21 protein-coding genes and 1 pseudogene are annotated in these 22,413 nt (G+C 69.4%); 9 read left to right on the top strand and 13 right to left on the bottom strand.

The genetic code is table 11. The features are described 5' to 3' along the window. Positions 1–135: 135 nt before the first annotated feature. A complete protein-coding gene (gene dapC, locus BM204_RS12845) occupies positions 136–1,245 on the bottom strand; it encodes a succinyldiaminopimelate transaminase (protein ID WP_091113921.1) in 1,110 nt (369 codons plus the stop codon). Then, positions 1,242–1,568 (bottom strand): ferredoxin, encoded by a 327-nt coding sequence (gene fdxA, locus BM204_RS12840; RefSeq protein ID WP_091113919.1) that lies wholly within the window; start codon positions 1,566–1,568, stop codon positions 1,242–1,244. The genes dapC and fdxA overlap by 4 nt, the downstream gene beginning before the upstream one ends. Before the next feature lie 65 nt (positions 1,569–1,633). Here fdxA and BM204_RS12835 point away from each other — a divergent pair, with 65 nt between their 5' ends. Both BM204_RS12835 and BM204_RS12830 read left to right on the top strand, forming a co-directional pair. Further along, on the top strand, positions 1,634–2,605 hold the full coding sequence (locus tag BM204_RS12835) for a GNAT family N-acetyltransferase (protein ID WP_091113917.1): 972 nt from the start codon (positions 1,634–1,636) through the stop codon (positions 2,603–2,605). A 254-nt stretch (positions 2,606–2,859) separates the two neighbouring features. Next, on the top strand, positions 2,860–3,939 hold the full coding sequence (locus tag BM204_RS12830) for a type IV toxin-antitoxin system AbiEi family antitoxin domain-containing protein (protein WP_143099763.1): 1,080 nt from the start codon (positions 2,860–2,862) through the stop codon (positions 3,937–3,939). Between the two features lie 163 nt (positions 3,940–4,102). Here the strand turns inward: BM204_RS12830 and BM204_RS12825 are convergent, their stop codons facing one another. The 4 genes from BM204_RS12825 to BM204_RS12810 are packed head-to-tail and all read right to left on the bottom strand — an operon-like array spanning position 4,103 to position 7,875. Next, entirely contained in the window at positions 4,103–5,857 is a 1,755-nt protein-coding gene (locus BM204_RS12825) for a VanW family protein (protein WP_091113912.1), read from the bottom strand. Positions 5,858–5,883: 26 nt separating this feature from the next. Continuing rightward, a complete protein-coding gene (locus BM204_RS12820; RefSeq protein ID WP_091113910.1) occupies positions 5,884–6,222 on the bottom strand; it encodes a DUF6113 family protein in 339 nt (112 codons plus the stop codon). 7 nt (positions 6,223–6,229) lie between these two features. Further along, entirely contained in the window at positions 6,230–7,153 is a 924-nt protein-coding gene (mshB, locus tag BM204_RS12815) for an N-acetyl-1-D-myo-inositol-2-amino-2-deoxy-alpha-D-glucopyranoside deacetylase (protein WP_091113907.1), read from the bottom strand. A gap of 35 nt (positions 7,154–7,188) precedes the next feature. Next, positions 7,189–7,875 carry a (deoxy)nucleoside triphosphate pyrophosphohydrolase gene (locus BM204_RS12810; RefSeq protein WP_091113906.1) on the bottom strand — a complete coding sequence of 229 codons (687 nt, stop codon included), beginning with the start codon at positions 7,873–7,875 and terminating at the stop codon, positions 7,189–7,191. 212 nt (positions 7,876–8,087) lie between these two features. Here BM204_RS12810 and BM204_RS12805 point away from each other — a divergent pair, with 212 nt between their 5' ends. Both BM204_RS12805 and BM204_RS12800 read left to right on the top strand, forming a co-directional pair. Continuing rightward, a complete protein-coding gene (locus BM204_RS12805; protein WP_091113903.1) occupies positions 8,088–9,524 on the top strand; it encodes an ATP-binding protein in 1,437 nt (478 codons plus the stop codon). A 47-nt stretch (positions 9,525–9,571) separates the two neighbouring features. Further along, a complete protein-coding gene (locus tag BM204_RS12800; protein ID WP_091113900.1) occupies positions 9,572–10,651 on the top strand; it encodes a hypothetical protein in 1,080 nt (359 codons plus the stop codon). Positions 10,652–10,843: 192 nt separating this feature from the next. On the opposite strand, the gene BM204_RS12795 is transcribed toward BM204_RS12800, so the two are convergent. After that, entirely contained in the window at positions 10,844–14,254 is a 3,411-nt protein-coding gene (locus BM204_RS12795) for a beta strand repeat-containing protein (RefSeq protein ID WP_143099762.1), read from the bottom strand. Between the two features lie 275 nt (positions 14,255–14,529). Here BM204_RS12795 and BM204_RS12790 point away from each other — a divergent pair, with 275 nt between their 5' ends. Beyond that, on the top strand, positions 14,530–15,921 hold the full coding sequence (locus tag BM204_RS12790; protein ID WP_091113895.1) for a hypothetical protein: 1,392 nt from the start codon (positions 14,530–14,532) through the stop codon (positions 15,919–15,921). On the opposite strand, the gene BM204_RS12785 is transcribed toward BM204_RS12790, so the two are convergent. Beyond that, a complete protein-coding gene (locus BM204_RS12785; RefSeq protein ID WP_091113894.1) occupies positions 15,897–16,700 on the bottom strand; it encodes a thioesterase family protein in 804 nt (267 codons plus the stop codon). The genes BM204_RS12790 and BM204_RS12785 overlap by 25 nt on opposite strands. Positions 16,701–16,733: 33 nt before the next feature. Between BM204_RS12785 and BM204_RS23270 the strand changes: the two are divergent. The 4 genes and pseudogenes from BM204_RS23270 to BM204_RS12770 form a co-directional block, all read left to right on the top strand. Continuing rightward, a pseudogene (locus tag BM204_RS23270) lies at positions 16,734–16,859 on the top strand (YidH family protein); the annotation flags it as partial. 43 nt (positions 16,860–16,902) lie between these two features. Beyond that, positions 16,903–17,085 carry a YidH family protein gene (locus BM204_RS23265; RefSeq protein WP_246166587.1) on the top strand — a complete coding sequence of 61 codons (183 nt, stop codon included), beginning with the start codon at positions 16,903–16,905 and terminating at the stop codon, positions 17,083–17,085. Between the two features lie 90 nt (positions 17,086–17,175). Then, entirely contained in the window at positions 17,176–17,814 is a 639-nt protein-coding gene (locus BM204_RS12775) for a nucleotidyltransferase domain-containing protein (RefSeq protein WP_091113889.1), read from the top strand. Then, complete coding sequence (locus BM204_RS12770; RefSeq protein WP_091113887.1) at positions 17,811–18,191, top strand: HEPN domain-containing protein; 381 nt, start codon at positions 17,811–17,813, stop codon at positions 18,189–18,191. The genes BM204_RS12775 and BM204_RS12770 overlap by 4 nt, the downstream gene beginning before the upstream one ends. Here the strand turns inward: BM204_RS12770 and BM204_RS12765 are convergent. The 5 genes from BM204_RS12765 to BM204_RS23650 all read right to left on the bottom strand — a co-directional run bounded on the left by BM204_RS12765 (position 18,188) and on the right by BM204_RS23650 (position 22,381). Continuing rightward, positions 18,188–19,063 carry a PASTA domain-containing protein gene (locus tag BM204_RS12765; RefSeq protein WP_091113884.1) on the bottom strand — a complete coding sequence of 292 codons (876 nt, stop codon included), beginning with the start codon at positions 19,061–19,063 and terminating at the stop codon, positions 18,188–18,190. The genes BM204_RS12770 and BM204_RS12765 overlap by 4 nt on opposite strands. After that, positions 19,060–19,581 carry a SigE family RNA polymerase sigma factor gene (locus tag BM204_RS12760; protein WP_091113881.1) on the bottom strand — a complete coding sequence of 174 codons (522 nt, stop codon included), beginning with the start codon at positions 19,579–19,581 and terminating at the stop codon, positions 19,060–19,062. Before BM204_RS12760 ends, BM204_RS12765 begins: the two co-directional genes overlap by 4 nt. An 89-nt stretch (positions 19,582–19,670) precedes the next feature. Further along, on the bottom strand, positions 19,671–20,549 hold the full coding sequence (locus BM204_RS12755; protein ID WP_143099761.1) for an HNH endonuclease signature motif containing protein: 879 nt from the start codon (positions 20,547–20,549) through the stop codon (positions 19,671–19,673). Positions 20,550–21,095: 546 nt separating this feature from the next. Further along, positions 21,096–21,884 (bottom strand): integrase core domain-containing protein, encoded by a 789-nt coding sequence (locus tag BM204_RS23655; protein WP_439895893.1) that lies wholly within the window; start codon positions 21,882–21,884, stop codon positions 21,096–21,098. Next, positions 21,881–22,381, bottom strand: coding sequence for a helix-turn-helix domain-containing protein (locus tag BM204_RS23650; protein ID WP_439895892.1), 501 nt, complete (start codon positions 22,379–22,381; stop codon positions 21,881–21,883). The genes BM204_RS23655 and BM204_RS23650 overlap by 4 nt, the downstream gene beginning before the upstream one ends. Positions 22,382–22,413: the final 32 nt, after the last annotated feature.

Here is a 22,413-nt window from a genome sequence, read left to right as displayed (position 1 = left end):
CCGAACGGGACGATCCGGCGTCGAGACGCGCATCTCGGACAAAGCCCGAACAGACAAGTCGCGGCGCCCGCACCCACCTTGGCCACCATGACGTTCCATCAGTTTGACATCGCGCAGCTGTCATTCCTGGAGACGTCAGGCAAGGCGCGCGACCGCGGCCGCGACCCGCTCGTCGGTGGCGGTGAACGCCACCCGCACGTGCTGCGAGCCGGCAGCGCCGTAGAACGACCCCGGGGCGACCAGGATCCCCCGCTCCGCGAGCCACGAGACGGTCGACCAGCAGTCCTCCTCGCGGGTGGCCCAGAGGTAGAGCGAGGCCTCCGAGTGCTCGATGCGGAACCCCGCGCCCTCCAGGGCGGTGCGCAGCGAGGCCCGGCGAGCGGCGTACGTCGCGTGCTGGACGGCGACGTGCTCGTCGTCGTCGAGGGCGGCGATCATCGCGCGCTGCTGGGGGCCGGGCATCTGCAGGCCGAGGTTCTTGCGCACGGCGAGCAGCTCGCCGACGAGCGCGGTGTCACCGGCGACGAAGGCGCAGCGGTAACCGGCGAGGTTGGAGCGCTTGGAGAGCGAGTGGACCGAGAGGATGCCCTCGTGCGACCCGCCCGAGACGGACGGGTGCAGCACGGAGAGCGGCGTGGCCTCCCACGCACACTCGAGGTAGCACTCGTCGGAGACCAGGATCGTGCCGCGCTCACGGCACCAGTCGACGACCTTCTTGAGGTGCTCGGGCGGCAGCACACGACCCGTGGGGTTGGACGGCGAGTTGAGCCACAGCAGGGCGGGCGTCTCGGGGCCGAGCGAGGTCAGCGAGTCGGTGGCAACCGCGCGGGCACCGGCCAGCACAGCACCGACCTCGTAGGTCGGGTAGGCCAGCGCGGGGTAGGCGATCAGGTCGCCGGCGCCGATGCCGAGGTGGCCCGGCATCGAGGCGATCAGCTCCTTGGAGCCGATGACCGGAAGGACGCCGTCGAGCCCGAGGCCGGTGACGCCGTGGCGGCGGACGAGCCAGTCGATGCAGGCCTGACGGGTCTCGGGCAGGCCGATGGTGAGCGGGTAGCCCGGCGAGTCCGCGGCCGCTCGCAGCGCCTCCTGCACGACGGCAGGGGTGGGGTCGACAGGGGTGCCGACCGAGAGGTCGACGATGCCGTCAGCGTGCCTGCGCGCCTGCGCGCCGGCGGACTGGAGGTGGTCCCAGGGGAAGTCCGGGAGCCTCGAGGAGACCGTCGTCCGGACTCCCCGCCTCACTCGTCGTGCTCTTGCGGGTCGAGCGCGGCAACGATCGGGTGGTCCTTGTCGATCTCACCCATCTTCGCCGCGCCACCGGGCGAGCCGAGGTCGTCGAAGAACCCAACGTTGGCGGTGTAGTAGTCCTTCCACTGCTCCGGCACGTCGTCCTCGTAGAAGATCGCCTCGACCGGGCAGACCGGCTCGCAGGCACCGCAGTCGACGCACTCGTCGGGGTGGATGTAGAGCATCCGCTTGCCCTCGTAGATGCAGTCGACAGGACACTCGTCGACGCACGCGCGGTCCTTGAGGTCGACGCACGGCTGGGAGATGACGTAGGTCACCGGGTCCTCCTGAGGACGTTGGATCGGGGCAATCCCTGAGAGCAGCCTCAGCCTAGTATCACCACGTGTCCGGAGCGCAGGAACCCCACCATGTGGTCGCCGGAGGTGTCGGCCAGGGTGTCGGCCAGCACGGGCTGGGGCCACACGTCATCGGCCAGCGCGTCGTCGTGCGACGAGTCGTCCGCGGCGAGACGGGTCCCTCGGGCGGTCCGGCGCTGACCGACCTGCTCGGCACGTGCGTCGCGTGGGGTGACGGCGTCTGCGTCGTCCAACCCGCAGCCGGCGCCCCGGTGACGATCCCGCTCGGCGACATCGTGTCGGGCAAGCCGGTGCCGCCGCGGCCGTCCGTGCGCGACCGCGTGCCGGCGCGCGACGCCCAGGTGCTCGGCTGCGCGCTGTTCGCGGACCTCGAGACCGAGCCGCTCGGTGACTGGGTGCTGCGTCGCTCCCCCACCGCCACCGCGCGGCGGGCCAACTCGGTGCTGGCGTTCGGCCCCACAGGGCTGGCCGACCAGGAGTCCGACGACGTCGCCCACGAGCAGGTCGTGGCGTTCTACGACAACGCCGGTCAGCGTCCGATCGCGGCTGTCCTTCCCGACTCGGCCGAGTCGTCGCTCTTCGAGCAGCGCGGCTGGGTGCCCGAGAGCGACGACGCCGACACCGTCTTCCAGGTCAGCGCGGTGGCGACGGTGGCCCGCGCGCTGCGCGCGGCCGCCCCTCCCGACGTCGACGTGCTCCTCGACGACCTCGACCCGCAGGCCGTGGCCAGCGTCCTCGTCGACGGCACGCAGGTCGCAGCCGGCGTCGCGGCCTTCGACCGCGACTGGGTCGGCTTCCGGAGCATCGAGGTCTCCCCCGAGCACCGCCGCCGCGGCCTCGGGCTCGCGGTGATGGGCGCCCTCCTCGACTGGGGCGCCGAGCGTGGGGCCACGACGGCGTACCTCCAGGTCCTCGGCGACAACGACCCCGCCCTCGCGCTCTACGCGCAACTGGGCTTCCGCGAGCACCACCGCTACCGCTACCTCACGCGTCCCTGACCGCTGCCGGATCTTCTCCGAGTGCGCGACCAGCCACGGCCCGGTTGGTGCGGACCATCAGCAGGAGCAGGCTTCCCGCGACGATCATGCCTGCGACGTCGGCGCCGAGCTGCGCGAGCGAGTGGGGCGGGAGGTAGGGCGGCGGGCTGCATGAGTACCCGGATGTCCGGGGACTCTGTCACTTGAGGGGCGTTGCAACACCCCTCAAGTGACAGACTCGCCCGCCCAGTCCAGGCCGGGGGTGGTCCTCAGGCGTGCGCGACGGCGCCGACGCGTACGCCGCTCCGCACGGTCATCCACAGGCGCGAGATCGCGATGAGTCGAGGCCGGCAACTTCGGGCAGGCGGTGGCGCATGATGAAACCACTCCCGCCCGAACATCCGATGCTCGCCCCGGTGCAGCTCCGTCGTGACCTGATAGCCGACGGTTACACCGACCGTGCGATCGCGCGTCTGGTGGACGCCAAGGTGCTCAAGAAGCTGCGCCACGGCGCCTATGTCGCTCATGACGCGTGGGAGGCGCTCGACCACGAGGGGCGCCATGGGCTGACGGCCCGCGCCGTGGTCAAGGCCGGCAAGACCGACCTCGTGCTGAGCCACGTGTCGTCGTTGCCCGATTGGGGAGCGCCGATGTGGGGGCTGGATCTGTCCGTCGTGCACGTCACCCGCACCGACCACAAGGCAGGACGGCGGGAGGCAGGGGTCAAGCAGCACCGGGGTCTGCTGATGCCAGACGACACGACCGCTCGCAACGGCGTACGGATCACTAGTCCTGAGCGGACCCTCATCGAGCTGACGACCATGGCCGACCTTGAGCAGTGCCTGGTGGTGTGGAACCACTTCGTTCACAAGAAGTTGACCACGATCGACAGGGTGAACTCGCGCTACCGAGCCTTGTCGACGGGCCCAAGGTCTTCCATGGAGCATTGGCCCGACACGCTCACGACCGAGCTTCTGCTTCGTCTCGCGGACGGCCGCATCGAGACCGTGGGTGAGTCACGGACCCAGTGCCTGTTCTGGAAGCAGCGCCTGCCAAAGCCCGTGCCGCAGTACGAGATGCGCGATGCGGACGGAAATTTCCTCGGACGCGTCGACTTCGCATGGCCCGAGCACAAGGTGTTCCTGGAGTTCGACGGACGGGTGAAGTACGAGAAGTACCTGCGCGAGGGCGAGACGGCCGCCGACGCCGTGATCCGCGAGAAGCGGCGCGAGGAACGGATCTGCGAGCGGACGGGTTGGCGCTGCATCCGCATCACCTGGGCGGATCTGGCCTACCCCGAGCGCACCGCTATGCGGATCCGCAACTTCCTCTTCGCGAGCACGGCGACCGCCTGAGACCGCACTTGGCGGGCGAGTCTGTCACTGGAGGGGTGTTGCAACACCCCTCCAGAGCCAAAGTCCCCGGACATCCGGGTACTCATGCAGCCCCCCTCAGCGCCCAGGAGCAAACCCAGCCCGACCAGGGCTCCGAGCGATCGACGCATGCTCCATCGTACGGTCAGTCGATCGAGCCCGGCGGCCGACAGATCACCGTGTCGGAGGCGGTGTAGTCGGTGTGGAACTTCTCCTCGCGCACCAGGTCGTCCGAGCCGGGGCGGCGAAAGTAGCGCCACACGTCGACCTGGAAGCCGGAGTAGCCGGTGTTGGGGTAGCAGTCGGGCGTGTCCAGGGTCCGCGTCGCGGGTGAGACGTAGGCGTAGCGGTCGGAAGTGGCGGTGGTGATGTCCCACGTCTTCGTGGAGTAGATCGAGACCGTCAGCACCCCCTGCGACGACGGCGTGCTGGGGCTCAGCGTCGCCTCGACGAGGACGCCGCTGTCGGTGTCGTTCTGAAAGCGCAGGTCGATCGCCCCGAAGGCGACGGTGGCCTCACGGCCGACGGGGTAGCGGTCGATGTAGAACGAGTGCGGCTTGTGCTCGACGTCCTTCAGCCCGGCGAAGAACGCGGCGTTGAAGGTGGTCGTCGCCATCTGGGAGACCCCGCCACCGAGGTCCTCCTTGAAGATGCCGTCGCTGATGATGAAGCCTTCGGTGAAGCCGTTCTCGCGGGTGCGTTCGCCGACGACATCGTTGAGCGAGAAGGTCTCGCCGGGCTCGAGCACGGTCCCGTTGACGATCTCGGCGGCCCGGCCGATGTTGATGTTGCGGTATTCCGCGTAGGGGAAGTACGTCGTGAAGGACGACACGCGCTCGCGGATCCCCAGCGCGCGCGCCTCCTTCGTCGTGAGGTCGGCCTCGACGACGGTCGCCTCGACGTCCATCTGCCGCTCGCCCTCGGGCTGCGTGACGAGGGTCAGGAAGGTGTCGGTCACGACGGACGGCTCGTAGGTCACGCCCGGCTTGGCCGGCACGACGCGGGGCTTGCCGTCGACGACGTCGTACGACGCGTCCACGGGCGCGCCGGACCCGCCGATCTGGTCGGAGACCAGTGCGGTGAGCCGCTCGGTGTCGAGCGCGGGCACGAGCACGCCGCCTTCGGCCTTCATCCCGAGCACGCGGGCGAAGTCACGCGGCTGGAGTCGCACGGGTGAGTCGCCGAAGACCAGCGTGACCGAGCTCGACAGCGCCGGGTTGGCGAAGTCGTCGAGCGCCGCCTGCACGTCGGCCATGTCGATGTCGGGCGCGATGTCGGTGAGGGTGAGGGCGACGTCCGCCTCGTCGGAGAGGTACGCCGAGACGAGGGCCTCGCGCGTTGCCCCCGGGTCGAGACCCTCGCCCACGACGGGGTCGGTCACCACGATCTCGCCGCGCCGGAAGTCGACCGCTCCGTCGACGGCGTCGCTGCCGAGGTCGCCCCCGAGGCGCTCCACCAACGCATCGAGCTTCGTGTCGTCGACGCTCACGACGGCGTCGAGGTCGTCGCCGCCGGTGTAGTAGTCCCACAGCCGCTGGGGCTCCCAGCTCTGCTCACCCCCGGCGTCGGCGACCGACGCCAGGTAGTCGACCGAGAGACCCGCATCCGCAGGCTGAACGACCTCGGTGCGGTCATCGACCGTGACGGTGATGGGAGCGTCGACCTTGTCGGCCAGCCCCTCCTCCAACGCCTGCGCGGCCACGGCCTGCGTGCGGCCACCGATGTCGATGCCGGCGACGGTCGTGCCGCGCGGGACCTTGTCGCCCGCGGCGAGGTAGGCCGCGGCGTAGCCGCCACCGACCAGCAACGCCAGCCCCACCAGGACGAGCAGCACCACGCGACCCCCGTTGCGCTCACGGCGCGCGTCGGGCTCGCGCGCCGACTCATCCCACAGGCTCATCACCACATCCTACGAAGCACGCGCTCTCACCCCGGGAGGCGGCCCCTGCGCCCAGACGGCGCCGGCAGCGTCGCGACCGAGAAGATCAGCACGGCGACCCCGAAGCCCAGCAGCAGGTAGCCCTGCCCGTCGGCGGAGATGACGTAGTCGCCCTCGGGGCGCGGGACCGACAGGTAGGCCACCATGACGGCCCAGCCGGCACCGAACGACGTGCGCAGCCACCACCCGGGCGGCAGCGCCCACAGCGCCGCGGCGGTGGCGAGCACGCCGAGGAGGAGCCCCCACCACAGCGAGTGCAGCGCGACGGTCGCGAGCCCGACGGCCGCCCCGCCCACGAGCAGCGCGAGCGCCGACAGGACCTTCACCGAGCGCTCAGTGGTCAGCGGGGACGCCGGCGAACAGGTCGGTCTCGAGCCCGTCCTCGTTGACCTCACCCGGGCGGCCCTTGACGATCCGGAAGTATTCGATGCCCCACGCCGTCGCACCCACGTTGTTGGACAGCGCGAAGAACGGCCCGTCGGTAGTGATCTGCGTCCGGTGTGCTGCGAGGGCCGCCATCTTGTGGGGGTGGAACTCCTGCGCGTCGACCATGGCCGCGAGGTTCTCGTCGGCGGTGATGAACGGCGGCAGCGGCCCGTCGGGGTCCATGCCCTCGAAGCTCGTCGTGTCACCGGACTCGCGCAGGGCGCGCAACCCGGCGCGCATGCGGCTCGCGGACATGGCGCCCCAGTAGATCTTGGCGATCTCCCACGGCTCCCCCAGGTCGTGCCTGTACGACGGCACGGCGGCCAACTGGGCGGCATACATCGCCACGCGGTGGGCCTGGATGTGGTCGGGGTGTCCGTAGCCGCCGAACTCGTCGTAGGTCACGAGCACCTGCGGGCGCACCTCGCGGATGACCTCGACGAGGTGGGCGGCGGCCGCGGTCAGGTCGGCGTGCCAGAAGGCGTTGTCGTGCACCAGGTCGGCGGCGACCGCATGGCCGTCGTCGTGCCACTTCATGCCGGAGTCGCGGTAGGTGCCGAAGCCGCCGAGGAAGCGGTGGTCGGTCACGCCGAGCTCACGCATGGCCTCGGCCAGCTCGCCGCGGCGGTGCAGCCCGAGGCCGTCCTCCCGGTCGGCGGCGAGGTGCTCGAGCTCGGGCACCAAGATCTCGCCCATCTCGCCGGCCGTGCAGGTGACGAGCGTGACGCCGCGCCCCTCGGCGGCGTATTTCGCCATCGTGGCGCCCTGGCCGATGGACTCGTCGTCGGGGTGGGCGTGGACCAGCAGCAGCCGGTGGGCGGGGGGGCTCATGCCCGCCAGCCTAGTGAGGCCCACGGACGCTCCGGTCAGGTGCCGTCGCGATGGAGACGCTTGGGCTGGGTGGGCAGCTCGACGGGTGTGACGCCGGGCGGCGCAGCGACTGGCTCGTCGAGGTCGAGCCACCCGTCGAAGTCGTCGACGAGCACCTCGAGCACCAGCTCGGGCGCATCGGTGAGCACCGCCCACGGGTGGTCCTCGTCGTCGTCCTCACCCTGGAACGGCTCACGCAGGACGCTCGCCTCGAAGCCGTCGCGGGTCAGCCGCTGCGCGACCGCGCGGGCGTCGTCCTCGTCGAAGAGGATCGCGCGCAGCAACGGGGCCGTCTCCCCGAGCTGGCCGAGGTGATGGGCCAGCTCGGCGAGGAACGGCCGGTCGGGCTCGAGCCAGTCGACGTCGTGCAGCTCGTCGCGGCTCAGCCAGCGCAGCTCGTCGTGCTCGCTCGCCTCCGGCTCGCCCCGGGAGAGCCGCGCCAGCGCGACGATCAGCACGTAGGAGTCACCGATGACGCTCTGGCTCCTCAACCATTCGGTCACCTCGATGTCGCAGCCGAGCTCCTCGGCGACCTCCCGCTCGATCGCCCCCAGCGGGGTCTCCCCCACCTCCACCTTGCCGCCCGGCAGCTCCCACCGGCCCGCAGCCTCGGGTGGCGTCGTACGACGTGCGGCGAGGACGCGCGCGTGCCTCACGATGGCTGCTCCCACGACCTGTTGCATCGCATCATCGTAGGACCCACTCGAACGGACTCGGACAACGCTCATCGGTCTCGCGCCCGCACCAGGCGGGACCTAGGCACGCGCTTCCCACCTGGTCATTTGCCGCCCGAAACGCTCTCAGAAACTCTGATCAAGGATCTCTACTCTCACCCACTCTCACGTAGCGGGGAAAAGACTACTCCCATTTACTCTAAAAATGTTAGAGTAAATGTGTGTCGTCGAACCGCGTGGACTTCTGCCTCAACCTCCCGGCTCCTGATCGGGCGACCGGCCTCCTGGGGCTCCGCGAGGACCAATGGTTCGAACGCAAGTCGATTCGCGTCACTGCCCGTAGGTTTGCTGAAGCACTGACAGCGCTGGCCAACGCCGAGGGAGGCATCGTCGTCGTGGGCTTGAGTCAAGGCCGCGTCGAGGATATCGACGCGGAGACCAAGCAAGTCAACGAGCTTCGTCGCGCTCCGATGAGCCTGACATCGCCCCCCGTGCGCACCCACTTCGAGGAACTGTCAGTCGTCGACACGGAAGGAAGCCCGGCCACCCTGCTCGTGGCTCGTGTCTCCCCCGGGGAGACGGTGCACGAGATGAGCAACGGTGACGTCTACCTCCGCGTGGGCGACTCGAGCGTGAAGCTGGGACCGGCCGAGCGTCAGGAGCTGCTCTACGACCGCGGAAGCTCGCACTATGAAGCCCGGGCCCTTGCCGGCGTGAGCATGGCTGACCTCGACGTCGATTTGCTCGGTCACTTCCGTGACGCGATCGGCGCGGGCCCCGACAGCCCCTTCGAGCGTCAGCTCCACGCCCGGAGTCTGCTCACGTCCTCGGAAGAGGTGACTGTCGGCGCCTACCTGTTGTTCGCACCCAACCCGGGCCGATTGTTCCCCCATGCCCACGTGCGCGTGCTGCGTTATGACTCGACAGCTCGCGGCACGGGCGCACACCAGGCGCTCCTCGACGGCGGAGACATCCGCCTCGAGGCATCCATACCCCGGGTCATCGACGAGGCCAGCCGCCTCATCGACGCATGGGTTCCACGCCGACGCGCGCTCCAGGGAGATGGGCGCTTCGCGGCGACGCCCATCGTGCCGCGCGATGCCTGGCTCGAGGGGCTTGTGAATGCTGTCGTGCACCGTTCCTACAGCGCCGCCGGTGACCACATCCGCGTCGAGATCTTCCCGGACAGGATCGAGATCGAGAGTCCAGGCCGCTTTCCCGGGATCGTCAACCCCGAGCGCCCCCTCGACATCACGCGCTATGCGCGCAACCCGAGGATCGCGCGAGTGTGCGCCGACCTCGCGATCACCCAGGAGCTGGGAGAGGGAATCAGGCGGATCTTCGACGAGATGCGAGCGCACGGCTTGTCTGATCCGGTCTATCAGCAGACCGCTGGAAGTGTCCGACTGACCTTGGCAGCCATCGCGCGACTTGACCCCCGAGTGCAGACTCGGCTCCCCCGTGGCGCGAACACCGTGCTCCAGGCGCTGCGCGCCGCCGGACAGCCTCTGGGCACGGGGCAGATCGCCGATGCGGTTCAGCGCTCGCGACCCTGGGTATTGCGCGTGCTTACTGCCCTGCGCGAGGAAGAGCTTGTCGAATGGCGCGGCAACTCAGCCCGCGACCCACGCGCCACCTGGCAGCTTCGAGGGCTCTGAGGCTGCCACGCATCTCCGCCCTGGCTGCGGCCGACTACCGTCACCCCATGCCAGCACACCCCGGCCTCCACCTGACCCGCACCGAGGAGAACGTCGCCGCGATCGACGCCCTGGCAGCGCTCCTCGGCGGCCGGATCGGCCTGGAGACGATGCTGGGGGACCTCGACCGCCGGGGCCGGCGAGGGTTCGCACCCGGCCTCAAGGTGCACCGCTCCTTCACCTTCGACGCCGCCGACCGTCGTGACGAGCGCTGGTGGCCCCAAGGCATCAGCACCTCGGCCGATGCCTCCACCTCCGAGACGATCGGCGGCAGGAGGATCGTCGCGGTCTCCTGGTATGCCAAGAAGCTGCCCGGCGACGAGAGCGGCAACCACGGCTCGCGCCTCACGTTCTTCGACCTCGACACCCGCCGCTACCGCCACGTCCTGCTGGTCGTGCCCACGCTCGAGGACGGCCGCCTGGTCCTGGCTCCCCTGCGGGCGCACGCGGGCGGCATCGTCTGGTCCGGCCCCTACGTCCACGTCGCCGCCACGGCCAAGGGCTTCCACACCTGCCGCCTCGACGACCTGCTGCGGGTCACCGACGACCTGGCCGGTCCCGCGTCCGGCATCGGCATCGAGGACGACCGGGTGTCCTCCCACGGCTACCGCTATGTCCTGCCGGTGCGCTTCGCCTACAGCGCCGTGGCGGCCGACGGCGAGGAGCGGTTGCGCTACTCGTTCATGTCGCTCGATCGGGAGACCACGCCGCCGTCGTTGCTTGTGGGTGAATATGCCCGCGGCAAGCAGACCCGCCGCCTCGCGCGCTTCGCCCTCGACCCCGACACCCACCTGCTCTCGACGGCCGAGGACGGCCTCGCGCGCCCGGTCCTGCTCGACGACGGCACGCGGCGCATGCAGGGCGCCGTCATGGCCCGCGGCCGGCTGCACGTCACGACGTCGGAGGGCCCGTGGGGGCTGGGTTCGTTGTACGTCGGTCCGCCCGGCGCCCTGCGCCGGCACCGCTGGGCGACCCCGATGGGGCCCGAGGACATCACCTACTGGCCCTCGACCGACCTGCTGTGGTCGGTCTCCGAGCACCCGCGCCGGCGTTGGATCTATGCCGTGCGCCGCGCATCGCTCGACTGAGCAAACTGACCATGGGCCGAAATGCGACAGGCGGCCCGGGCCTCACTCTCGCAGCGGCGTGAGAGTGGAACCCGGGCCGCGTCTGTGCGTCCCGTCTTGGGGCAATGCTGCTAGGGGGATACGGAAGTAACCCCTGAGAGCTCGCTCCGGGGCACTAGGTGCCCCGGAGCTTCCTCACGTGGTGGTGCTAGATCAGCGAACCCGCTTCGGGTTCGTGACGTCACCCAGCGTGCGAGCAGTCTTGACGACCACCGCGACGTACTTGGTGAGGCGGTTCCCGTTGCGGTCCCGGACGATGAATGTCGCGTTGCCGAACGAGTTCAGGCCCTTGGTCTTGCCGACCTGGATCCGACGACCGTCGATCACCTTGAACAGTCGAACCTCAGCACCAGCGGCCGAGGACGGCGCGTTGACCTTCAGCTTGTCGTTGGCCGGGCCGTTGCTCACGCCGGTCAACTTGGCGACGATCTCGATCGGCGGCACCGGCGGCTGGGTGCCGTTGTCGACCGTGACCGTGTCGGTCAGCGTCTCGCTCTGGCCACTGCCGTCGGTGACGATGGCCGTGATGTTGACCGTGCCCTCGGTGCTGGCGACGAACGTGTAGTTCGCCTCACCGTTGGCGTTGGTGGTGCGGGACTCGGTCTCGCCACCACCCGCGCCGGAGCGGACGAACTCGACCTGGAGACCCTGAGCCGGGTTGCCGTTCTGGTCGAGCACGGTCACCGTCTCGGTCACCGCGGTGCCCGGGACAACAGTGCCCTCGGGGTTCGAGGAGATCGAGAAGTCGGAGGCAGCGAAGTCGATGCCCTCGAAGACCACGTCGGCCGTGTCGGTCAGCGTCTCGCCGTTGGCGACGGTTGCCGGGGCACCGTTCCCAGTCGCGGTCGTGTACCGGTAGGTGTCAGTGACCCAAGTCGCCGTCGCGGTGACGGTCTGTGCGCGGTCCGAGAACACCGAGATGTCGCCGGAGTTGTCGAAGTCAGAGAAACCACCGGTCGTCGAGGCGCCCGGCTTGTTCTCGGTGACGTTAACGAACTCGCCGCCCACGCGGTTGCCGAACTGGTCGGTGGTGACCAGGTCGAACAGAACCGACTGGTTGACAGAAGCAGGGTCAGTCGGGCCGCTCTGCTCAGCTGCCGGGGACTCGACGAGCTCGACCGTACCGCCGTTGAGCGGGTTGGCAGAGCTGTAGTCGACGTCCTCGGTGTCGGTGACCGTGCCAACCGTGGCGGTGACGATCGCCTTGACGAGACCGTCGTCGTCGAAGCCGGCGTCACGCTCGATGGCGACGCTGAACGAAGCGTCACCGGCCGAGTCAGTGGTAACCGTGATCGACTGGGTCAGGGACTTCAGTTCGCCGGCGTCCGCGCCCACGGCAGGAGCCGGGTCGTTGGTGCCGTCGGTGAAGAAGCCCTTGTCGACCGTCAGCGTGACCTGCGTGTTCGGAACGGCGGCGCCCCCAGCAGTGCGGAGCTGAACCGTACCGGCGACTGCCTGGCCAGGCGTCTTGTTGCCCGTGATGGCGACGATCGTGGCGACCGAGCCAGCAGGCGCGGCGCTCGTGGCGAAGACCACGTTCAGCGCGCCGGTGGAGTCAGCAGGACCGGCCGGGTCATCCCCGTCCTTGATGGGCGCGGCCGCGGTGGCGGTCAGCGTGCCCGTCTCGGCCGTGGGGGTGACGTTGGCCGGAACCGGCGGGTCGGTCAGCGAGACACTGAACGTTCCGTCAGCCTTGGTGACTGCAGTCACGCTGTCAGCGTCGACTCGAGTCGTGCCGCTCGGCTGCGTGGTGGAGAAGACCACGTCACCGGTCGGGGTGTACTCGACGTTGACCGTGCGACCACCCAGGGCACCCAGACCGCCCAGGAGCGCGAGCTTGCCGGAGTAGGTGTCAGAGGTGTTCACAGCCGACGATGCCGTGGGGGCCTCATCGAAGGTGATCTCAGACTCGTTCGTGTCGAACGTGAACGGGGTCCCCTGAATGAAGCCCGAACCCAGCACAGCCGGGCGGCGGACATTCAGCGTGTAGGTACCGACGTCGGTGCCCGAACCCGTAAACGGGATGGTGATGCGGCCGTTGGAGTCGGTCACACCGGCGGCCGCGGCGTAAGTCGACGGAGCGCCAGCAGGCGCAGCGCCAGCGGGGTCGAAGGTGTAGCTGTACTCGACCAACTCACCCGCAACGGGGTTGCCGTTCTGGTCCTTGATGACGGCGCGGAAGTCGTTGTCGTCGTCGAGCTCGTCGATGTCGTAGTCAGCGCGACCGGCGACGACGGGCTCCGCCACGAGCGAGGTGTTGACCGGCGTGTACGAGGTGATGGTGACGGGACCAGCGGTCTTCTCACCAGCGTTGGCGACACCGTCCGGGACTGCGTTCGTCTCGGCGATGAAGGTGTACGAGCCCGCGCCGAGCGTGAACTCCGCAACACCCTTGCCGTTCGTCCGCAGGGACGCCGCCCCCGGGGAGGGCTGCGGGTTGGTGTCAACGTCAGAGTCGTCGTCCGGCGTGGTGTAGTCGACGATCACCTTGGGGATCGGGTTGCCGTTCTGGTCCTTGACCGTCACGGTGACCTTGGTGCTGCCCGTGCCCGCAACCGTGTTCGAGGCTGCCGTGGCAGTGATGCTGTTGATGCTCTGGAGGTAGAGCGTCGAGGCCTCCACGTCGTCGGTGCTACCGGCACCAGTGACCGCACGCAGTGCGAGCTGGTTGCTCTCGGTACCGGGGGAGTAGGGGTAGCCCTTAATGTCGACGATGCCAAGGAAGGTCGCCGTGGTGTCGGCACCCTCAACGGGAGTCACCGTCGCCCCAGTGCCGCCAGGAGCGCCGGCGAACAGTGGAGAAACCGTGACGGCGCCAGCATCGTTCGAGTTGGTACCGGATACAGCAACCCACTGACTGCCAGTGTCGGCCGTGTAGGGGCTCTGGAAGACGCCGCGGGACCCCTCGGTCGCCAGCTCCACCGTCTGTGCGGTGGCGTTGGTGAGGAGCGTGGCAGCCTCCGTGTCGGTGTTGGTGAGGCCAGTGTTGGGAATGGCGATGAGGTCGACAGCCGTGACGCCAGCGCCAGCGTTGCCGTCCCACTCGACGACGAAGAGGCCGTCCGCGTTGCGAGCAACCGGGCCGCCGATGTTGACAGGGTCCCCGGCCGCGGGGGCGGTGGGGGCGTACTGGAATTGGATCGACGTGACGTTGGAGCCACCGGTCGCCGCGATCGAGACCGTGGTGTTGGTGCCGTCGTTCTTTGCCGACACGTCATTGACGGTCAGAATGTCGACCTTGTCGGCGCTCGCCAACGCGGCGGTTGCCTGAGTCGCGAGAGGGGTGGCCGAGGCCGAGGTGGCGATGAACGGGATGCCCGTTACCGCGAGAGCGGTGATGGCCGTGGTGGCCAGTCCCCGCTTGATGCCGCTGCTGTTCATGCGTGTTCCCTTCAGGAATGAATGTTGTTCGAGGACCCGAGGCCCTCTCGCGCCGGAGCCGGGTCCCAAGACGGGTGACCTGACTGTCGATGCAGTCAGCAACCTAAGGAGGGGTGAGTGAACGATTGGAATTGTTGTGACATGATCCAATCTCGACAACAAACGAGTGACCCGGGTCACCACACCGGCAGCGCGCAGTCAGTCCGCCCATCCAGGAGGCGTTCATCACCGGCACCAGGGGCCCCACGGTCAGTCCCTCGCGACGAGGCCGCCGCCTGCATCTCCCCGAGGACGTCTCGACGATCACGTCGACATCGATCCGTGTCGACCTCCGCGTCGCGTGGCTGCTGACCACGGCGCGGATCCTCGGTGGTGATCCCGCGCTTTCTCGGCGCGATGGCTTCATCTCACGCCTGGCTGAGCGTGGAACAGCGTTGGATGCGCCTCGCCTCTCCCGTGTGGAGTCGGGCAGCAGCGTGGCCCAGGCGAGCGTGCTGGATGGCTATGAGGACGTCCTTGGACTCACCTCCGGATTGCTGGCGGCCACGGTCGGCGGGCTGCGCCGCGGCTTCCAGAGCGCCGAGGCGCCGCGGGTCCGCAAGACCCCTGAGGTCGACGCCGACGCCGACTTCGACGCCCTCCTGGAGGCCGTCGCCAAGGGGGTCGTGACGGGTGCTCAGTGGCTCTCCGCGAGCCGTGCCCTTTGGTACTACGACCAGGTTTTCCTGCGTCACGACGACTGGTCCGCCCTCGCTTCGGCCCTGATCCGCGAGCTCGCGACCAGCGGTGGCATAGACCACGTGCGGCGCTTCGAGGCGGCCGTCGACTTCCTGCGCCACCCCTCCTCCCAGCGCCACGTCTCGCGCGCCCTGGGCAACTTCGTGATGGACCCGGACGCCCAGGTCGTGGCCCCGGTGCTCAACCTGCTCGGCGAGGTGACCGACCGAGCCGCCAGCGACCTCGTGCTCCGCCTGCTGTCGTCGCCGTCGAGGAACCTGCGCCGCGCGGCGACCTCCGTCGCGGCGACCAAGGTCGCCCGCGGGCACTTCGACGCCCAGGCCCTGCCCGAGCTGGAGCGCCACCTCGAGCGGCAGCTCTCCCGTGGTCTCGACCTCGACGCCGGCCTCGACACGCTCGACCTCGCCGTACACGTCCCGCGCACCTCCTGGGAGGCCGTCGAGAGCCGGCTCCGTGACCCCGTCGCGACCGCCATGGTGGTCCGCGTGCGCTCCACCCGGGAGCTGATCACCTCGCGCAAGGCGGCCTCGCTCGCCACCGAGGTGGCCACCGCGATCCAGGACGCCACCCCGACCCACCACCCCATCGAGACCGACATGATGCTCCACCGGCTCGTCCGCGAGGCGTTGGTCCACACGCACAAGGCGCGACGTCACCACGCGGCCCTGCTGCTGTCCGCGAGCCCCTACGGTCCGGCGACGGCCGACCAGGTCCTCGCCCTGACGCACCACCGCGACGAGTTCATCGCCGCCCGCGCCTGGGCGATGCTCATGCGCCTGCCCTGCCCCACGCCGCCGACCGGTCCCCGTCAGCGCACCGTGGACGCCATGCCCGACCGTCACCTGGCACGGGTGCTCATCAACGTCGGCATCCACGACCGTCCGCTCGACCCCGCCACGGCGGCCGGCCTGGCCGCCCGTCTGCCCGCCCGGCGCCGGTCGGAGCACCATGGCGTCCTCTTCGCGCTCGGCATGCACGGCTCACCCGAGCTCGAGCGGTTGAGCGAGCACGCGGACGACGGCGTACGACGAGCAGCGGCGTGGTGGCTGCTCCAGGGCGGCGCGACGCGCGACGACGACTCGGCCGCTCAGCGCGGCAGTCGGGCCAACTGACGGCTCTGGGCGACCAGGCGGTCTTCTGCGTCCCAGACCTCGCAGTCCTCCTCGAACATCCCACCGGCGACGTTGCGGCTCACGTGTCGCACGCGCAGCCAGCCGGGGGCGGGCTTGGCACGCACGTGGGCGGTGAGCTCCAAGGTGGGCGCCCACCCGATGCCTTTGGTGTTGAACGTGACCGGCGGGAGCGCGTCGACGACGAGCAGCAGGGAGATCGGGTCGGGCTCGCGGCCGTCCTCGAGCCGGAACCACGCCGCCATCTCCGCGACCCCGGTCGGCGCCCCGAGCGCCCAGCCGACGTGCTCGGGGTGGAAGCGCATGTCGAAGCGCCCCATCAGCGGCGCGATCCGGCGCACCTCCTCCGGCGCCATCGTGTTGGGCACGCACTGCTCCAGCGGCGGCAGGTCGAAGGGCAACGCGGTGGTCTGCACGTCGTCGGCGCCGCGGTCGAGGTCGCCATACGTCGCGAGAGCGGCGATGCGCGCCTCTCCCCCCTGGCTCAGCTCGGCCGAGGCAACCGACACGGTGCCGCCGGAGCGGCGTACGTCCACCTGGACCTGCGCCGGGCCGGGCACCGAGGCGGCGAGGTAGTAGGCACTGATGGCCAGCGGGTCGGGCTTGTCGGGCATCTCCGCGCGCAGCGCGTTGCCGATGACGGCGAGCAGGTAGCCGCCGTTGACGCCACCCCCGACCACCCACCCGGGGTCGAGCACCGCGTCGTAGCGCCCCCCGCCCCGGGGGTTCACCGCGGTGGTCGAGTCGAAAACGGAAGCCATGCGCCGGAGCCTAGGGGGCGCCCGTGGGCCACGATGGAGTGCATGGACCCCGTCTACGGGCGCGGCGAGGAGCCGGACCCGCGCTACACGCTGGCCAACGAACGCACGTTCCTGGCCTGGGTGCGTACGACGCTCGCGATGCTGGCCGGCTCCGTGGCGCTGCACTCGCTGGGCAACGCCTGCGAACGACTGGCTGCGCAGCGTGCTCGTCGTGGTGCTGGCGCTCCTCGGCGGGCTGCTGACCGCACTCGCGTTCGTCCGGTGGGCGCGGGTCGAGCGGGCGATGCGGCTGCGCGAGCCGCTGCCGCACTTCACCCTCGGGCTGGTCGTGACCGTGGCGATGGTCGCCGTCTCGGTGCTGATCGCGGTGTCGTTCGCGGTGTGAGGCTCAGCCGGTGACGGTCCTGACGATCGCGACATCTGAGCGCTATACTGCTCAATCGAGCATGATTTCGCTCAACTCAGAGGTGCTGCGATGGATCTGTCCCACCCGCTCTCGTCCGTAATACCTAGCGCGCATGGACCGGTGTTGACGGTGCTCGCCCGCACCAGCGAGCCCCTGAGCGGTCGGAAGGTCGCCGAGCTGACCGATGGGAGGGTCAGCCAGCGACGGGCCAACGACATTCTCGGCGAGCTTGCGACCGCTGGTGTCGCGCTCTGCGAGGACCGGCCGCCGTCGAAGCTGTACCGGCTCAACCATGAGCACGTGGCCGCGCCCGGCATCCTCGCGCTCATCGACATGTGGGGTGCGCTCCTGCAGCGGATCCGCCACGAGATCGCGACGTGGGAGATCCAGCCGGGCGCGGCGTGCCTCTTCGGCTCCGCTGCACGGGGAGCAGCCACGGCTGGCAGCGACATCGACCTGCTGCTCGTCCGCAGCGATCAAGGCGAAGCGCGCGTCGATGACCCCCGCTGGCTCGACCAGGTGGAGCAGCTCGTCTCGCACGTCCACGCCTGGTCCGGCAACGAGTGCGAGATCTTGGAGCTCAGCCTTGATGAGCTCGAGCGGTCCGTGCTGGACAACGATCGGCTCGTCGTTGACTTGCGACAAGATGCGATCGTGTTGGCCGGCAAGGACGTCCGAGACCTGATGCGGCGGACGAAACCCGCGTGACCGCCCTGGATGATGCCCAGGCACACCTGGTGAAGGCCCGCGAGTTCCTGGAGGCGGCTCGTCTGGACCTGACGTGGAACCACGTCAATGCCGCAACTTCGAACGCGGTCATCTCCGGCATCAACTCCAAGGACGCCATCTGCCTGCGCCTCACCGGCACCACGCGCAAGAGAGACAACCACCACGACGCCGTCGCGGAACTCAAAGCCGCTGGACCTGCTGGTGCGGCCCTGGCCTCGACACTCGGTCGACTGCTGAAGCTGAAGACAAAGGCGCAGTATCAATCTCGTCTGGCGGCCCCAGGCGACGCCGCGAAGGCCATCGAGTGGGCGGGGCGGCTCCTCGACGAGGCCGAGACGGTCGTGACAGGTCGCTAGCCGGTGACAGTAACGGTCACCGTCGAGCCGGGTTCGACGACCGTGCCGGGACGTGGAGACGCACCCCAGACGAACCCCGGCGTGCTCCGCGACGGCTTCACGACGACCTTCGCCCGCAGCCCGGCCTCCGTCAGGGTCCGCACGTAGTTCTCCCCCGCCTTGCGCTGCTCGCCGTCGTAGTTGGCCGACGAGAACCCTGGGACCGCGACGAGCATGTCGAGGATGGAGATGCCCGCGAGCACGTCGGTGACCGCCTGCGCCGACACCGAGGACTGGGCGGCGAACATCACGTCGCGCTCGGGGAGGTAGACGCTGGCTCCATAGAGGCGACCGCCGAAACCACGGCCGCTCGAGGTCGGGGATCGCAGCGCAGCCTCTCCGTCTACCTCGACCGGCGTCCAGCCGTCGATCTCGTCCACGGCGTTGCGCTCGCGGATCGTCACGCTCGTCGTGTCGGCGGGAAAGGGGATGAGGCAGAGCGGGATGACTCCTTCGTCCACGACGACCGTGTCGCGGCTCGGCGTGCCACACCCGGTCGCGTTGGTGCCCCACGAGTCCGGGATGGCGATGACCGCCTGGCCGATGCCGGCCCAGCGCGTGCCTGCGGGAGATAAGTCGTCGGGCGGCTCCGGCTGGGGCGCCGGGGAGTCGGAGGCTGCGGGCGCCGGCTCGCGGGTGTCGGCGACGTCACCGGCCGGCCACAGCGCGACCCCGCCCGCGACCAGCGCGACGGCGGCTGCGGCGGCCAGCCCGGCGGCTCCCGACCTGCGGCGGCGGCGCGCGGTGCGGTGCAGGGCGGCGAGCGGGGGCGGGCCGACGCCTACGTCGGCGACGGAGCGCTCCAGGATCTCGGTCAGGTTGTCGTCGTTCACAGCGTCTCCTCGTGGTCGGCGAGATCGGGGTCGAGCGCCAGGGCCGCGAGGGCGCGGGAGAGGCGGCTCTTGACGGTGCCCGGCGCGACGCCGAGGACGCTCGCCATCTGGGCCTCGCTCAGGTGCGCGTAGTAACGGAGCACGACCGCGGCGCGCTGGTCGGCGGTGAGCCGGGCGAGCGCGCGGTCGACGCTGTCTCGGACGAGCACGTCGCGCGTCGGGTCGTCGCCCCCGTCCACAGCCCGCTCCGGCAGGTGCTCGGTCGGCTGCTCGCCGCGCCAGAGCCGGCGGCGGCTGTCGGTGAAGGTGTTGACGAGGACGCGGTAGACGTAGGCGTCGCGGTCATCGGCGCGACGGACGCGCGACCACGTGACCAGGCAGCGAGTGAGCGCGGTCTGGACGACGTCCTCGGCCTCGTGGCTGCTGCAGCCCAGGAGCACCGCAGCGCGCACCAGCCGCTGCCAGCGCGCGGCGACGAAGTCGTCGAACTCCGCGTCGTCACCGGTGTCCCGGTCCATGGCGCCTCCTCGTTGCTCCCTCACCTGCTGCGACGAGTCGGAGGCGGCGTGGGGTTCCCGAGGATCGTGCCTGACATCGCAGAGGCGCGTCAGGGGTCGGTGAGGTCTCTCGTGCCGGTGGGGGTGACGAGCATGGTCTGGCCGTGGGGTTTTCGCCAGAGGAAGGTGCCGGGGGTGAGTTGTTGGTAGGTCCAGCCGGCGTGGGTCTTGAGTTGGTGGTGATGTCGACACAGTGGTGCGAGGTTGCATTCGCAGGTCACACCGGTCCTGGTGTGGGCGGTGAGGTGGTCCAGGTCGCAGGACCTGGACTTCTTTGTGCAGTGGGGGAAGACGCAGGTGGGGTTGCGGAGGCGGACCTTCTCGGCGGTGAGGAAGCTGGGGACGTAGGGGTCTGGCCCCTGGCGACCGTGGTGGCCGGTGTCTTCGCTGCCGTCGCAGTGGTCGTTGAGGTTGATCACGGGGCGGATGGTGATGTGGCGGTCGCCGCGGGTCAACCATTCTCGGATGCGGTCGGCGAGGAGGGTGTGGCCGGCCTCGTCGTGGGCGAGGAGCCCGCGGCCTTCGATGACGTCGTGGTCGAGGTGGACGTAGGCCACGATGCTCTTCGACGGCGGCGGTGGCTCGGTGTTGTTGATGAGCGCGAGTGCCCTGGTGGGGTCGGCGAGGATCCCGACCGCTTGGGAGCGCCTGACATCGAGGGACTCAAGTGAGCCGTCGCGCTTTAACGCTTCGGCGATGAGGGCGACGGCGGTGTCGAGGTCGTGAAGGTCGGCCCAGTCGGCGCGGATGGTCATCTCCGCGATCCCGGTATGACCGATGGATCTCTCGTCGAGGGTGACGTGGCGGTGTTCGAGGGCTTCGAGTGATGCGATCTCGACCTCTTCGGCGTGCAGGAGCAGCATCGCTTCGTCGATGAGGCGGTCGAGGGTGATCAACCCGGCGGTGCCGGCAACGGGGGGCGATGGCACGGTCGACGTGGGCGATGACATCTCTCGGTGCGCCGAGGACGGCGCCCGCGATGCGCCGGGCCCGCCACACCGGGACCTTCCCGGCCACCACTTTCGCGTAGACCCTCGGCATCCGGTGGCGGATCACCAGGCAGTCCCGCAGGAACGCCTTCCCGGCTGCGGTCGACATCGCGTTCGCTGTGGCGAAGGGGGCCGCGGCGGACCAGGCGATGGGGGGGATCCCGAACCACTGCACCTCATCAAGGTCACCGGTGACCGGGGACCCGTCGCCCATCGGCTCACCCGGGACGTAGGAAGCTCGTGGCGCCTTCCAGGACTGGTCGCCGGGGGTCTCGGGGTGGGCGTGGGCCCACGCGATCGCGAGGTGGAACGTGTCGAGCGCGGCAGCGTCTGCGGTGGCCTTCGCGGCACGGACCTGGCGGATCAGGTCAGTGGGTGTGGGCGCGTCGTCGGCGACCTCGTGGGGGTCGATCGCGGCGCCGGTCATGTGATGTCTCAGGACATCGGTGACAGTTCTGTCTCAAGACACTGGTGACACTTGGTGTCTCAGGACATCGGTGACGATTCAGTGTTCTTGCGAGGGCGGCCGCGCGGGCGTCCGTTGCCGACGTAGGTCACGCCAGGTGCGGGTCGGATGTGCTCGATGAGGATCTCGCCTTGCAGATCAGTGATGGTGATCTTGTCGCGGTCAGTGATGACCAGGACCTGCTGGAAGCCATGTCGTGCGTCGACCTTGTAGTGGACCTTGTCCACCATGAAGGTGCCGGCGCTGGTCAGGTTCTTGACGACGGTGTCGTCGGGCAGGTCCGACGGCACCGGTACCGGTGCTGGTGAGGGTTGGCGTTGGTGGACGCGGGGTCGGGTGAGCTGCTCACGGGTGGGTCGTGGCGCCTCGGCCTTCTCGGTGGCCTGCCACGCGGTCAGCGGTGTGATGCGACCGGGCAGTCCTTGGTGGGGGCGCTCGGTGTTGTAGACGACGTCGAAGGTCTCGACCTGGGTTTGCAGCTCGGCCAACGAGGCGGCGAGTGGCTGCTTGTCCAGGAAGCGGAACAAGGTCTGATGGAAGCGTTCGTTCTTGCCTTGGGTGGTCGGCTTGTACGGCTTGCCGGTGATCGGTTGCACGCCCAGGGCCATGACGTGGGCGACGAGCTGGCCCAGGATTCCGCGCCGCGAGGGGTTGAGTGCGGGCCCGTTGTCGGACAGCAACCGTTGCGGCACACCATGAGCGGTGACTGCCTTGTCGAACACCGCGATCGCCGCTTCGGACGTTTCGCCCCACGCCACGTGAGAGGCGACTGCGAAGCGGGAGTGGTCGTCGATGAGCTGGAAGATCACGCACTTGCGTCCCCGGTCAGCACGTACTCGGTGGCATCCAGCTGCCAGCAAGCGTTCGGAGCTGGGTAGACGAACCGTCGCCAGGCCGATCGGGGCTTCTTCTTGGGCTCCAGCCGGGCGACGCCTGCTTCCCTGAAGATCCGGGCCAGCGATGCGATCGATGGCACGGGGTCCAGGCCCATCGCGCGCATCTTGTCGTGCACGCTGATCGGCCCGTGGTCCAACCCCGAGGACTCCATCGCGGCACGAACGGACAGGGCTTGTTCCTTGACCTCGTCAGTGATCTTGGTCGGACTGCTCCTAGGACGTCGGCTGCGGGGCTCGAGGGCAGTCGCAGCACCATCGGTGCGGGTCCTGGCACGGATCACGTAGAAGGTCTTGCGGGAGATCTCGTGCTCGGCACAGAAGGTGCTCACGGATCCGCGTGGCGCGTCATCGGGCCACTGGACTATTGCGAGACGGACACGGGGATCGACGGGGTCATTGGCGGTCGGCACCGGCCAAGACAGCCAGAAGTGTCACCACCAGA

The sequence above is a fragment of the Nocardioides psychrotolerans genome (genome assembly GCF_900113685.1).
GTDB lineage: Bacteria > Actinomycetota > Actinomycetes > Propionibacteriales > Nocardioidaceae > Nocardioides > Nocardioides psychrotolerans.
Note: the sequence above shows the minus strand (reverse complement) of the source record. Positions and strands in the feature narration are given on the sequence as shown.

Excerpts from the sequence above, each read along its gene's own strand:
- BM204_RS12760 (WP_091113881.1), bottom strand. The coding sequence starts at position 19,581 with ATGGACCGGGACACCGGTGACGACGCGGAGTTCGACGACTTCGTCGCC.
- BM204_RS12800 (WP_091113900.1), top strand. The coding sequence starts at position 9,572 with ATGCCAGCACACCCCGGCCTCCACCTGACCCGCACCGAGGAGAACGTC.
- BM204_RS12825 (WP_091113912.1), bottom strand. The coding sequence starts at position 5,857 with ATGAGCCTGTGGGATGAGTCGGCGCGCGAGCCCGACGCGCGCCGTGAG.
- BM204_RS12775 (WP_091113889.1), top strand. The coding sequence starts at position 17,176 with ATGGATCTGTCCCACCCGCTCTCGTCCGTAATACCTAGCGCGCATGGA.
- BM204_RS12810 (WP_091113906.1), bottom strand. The coding sequence starts at position 7,875 with ATGCAACAGGTCGTGGGAGCAGCCATCGTGAGGCACGCGCGCGTCCTC.
- BM204_RS12785 (WP_091113894.1), bottom strand. The coding sequence starts at position 16,700 with ATGGCTTCCGTTTTCGACTCGACCACCGCGGTGAACCCCCGGGGCGGG.
- mshB (WP_091113907.1), bottom strand. The coding sequence starts at position 7,153 with ATGAGCCCCCCCGCCCACCGGCTGCTGCTGGTCCACGCCCACCCCGAC.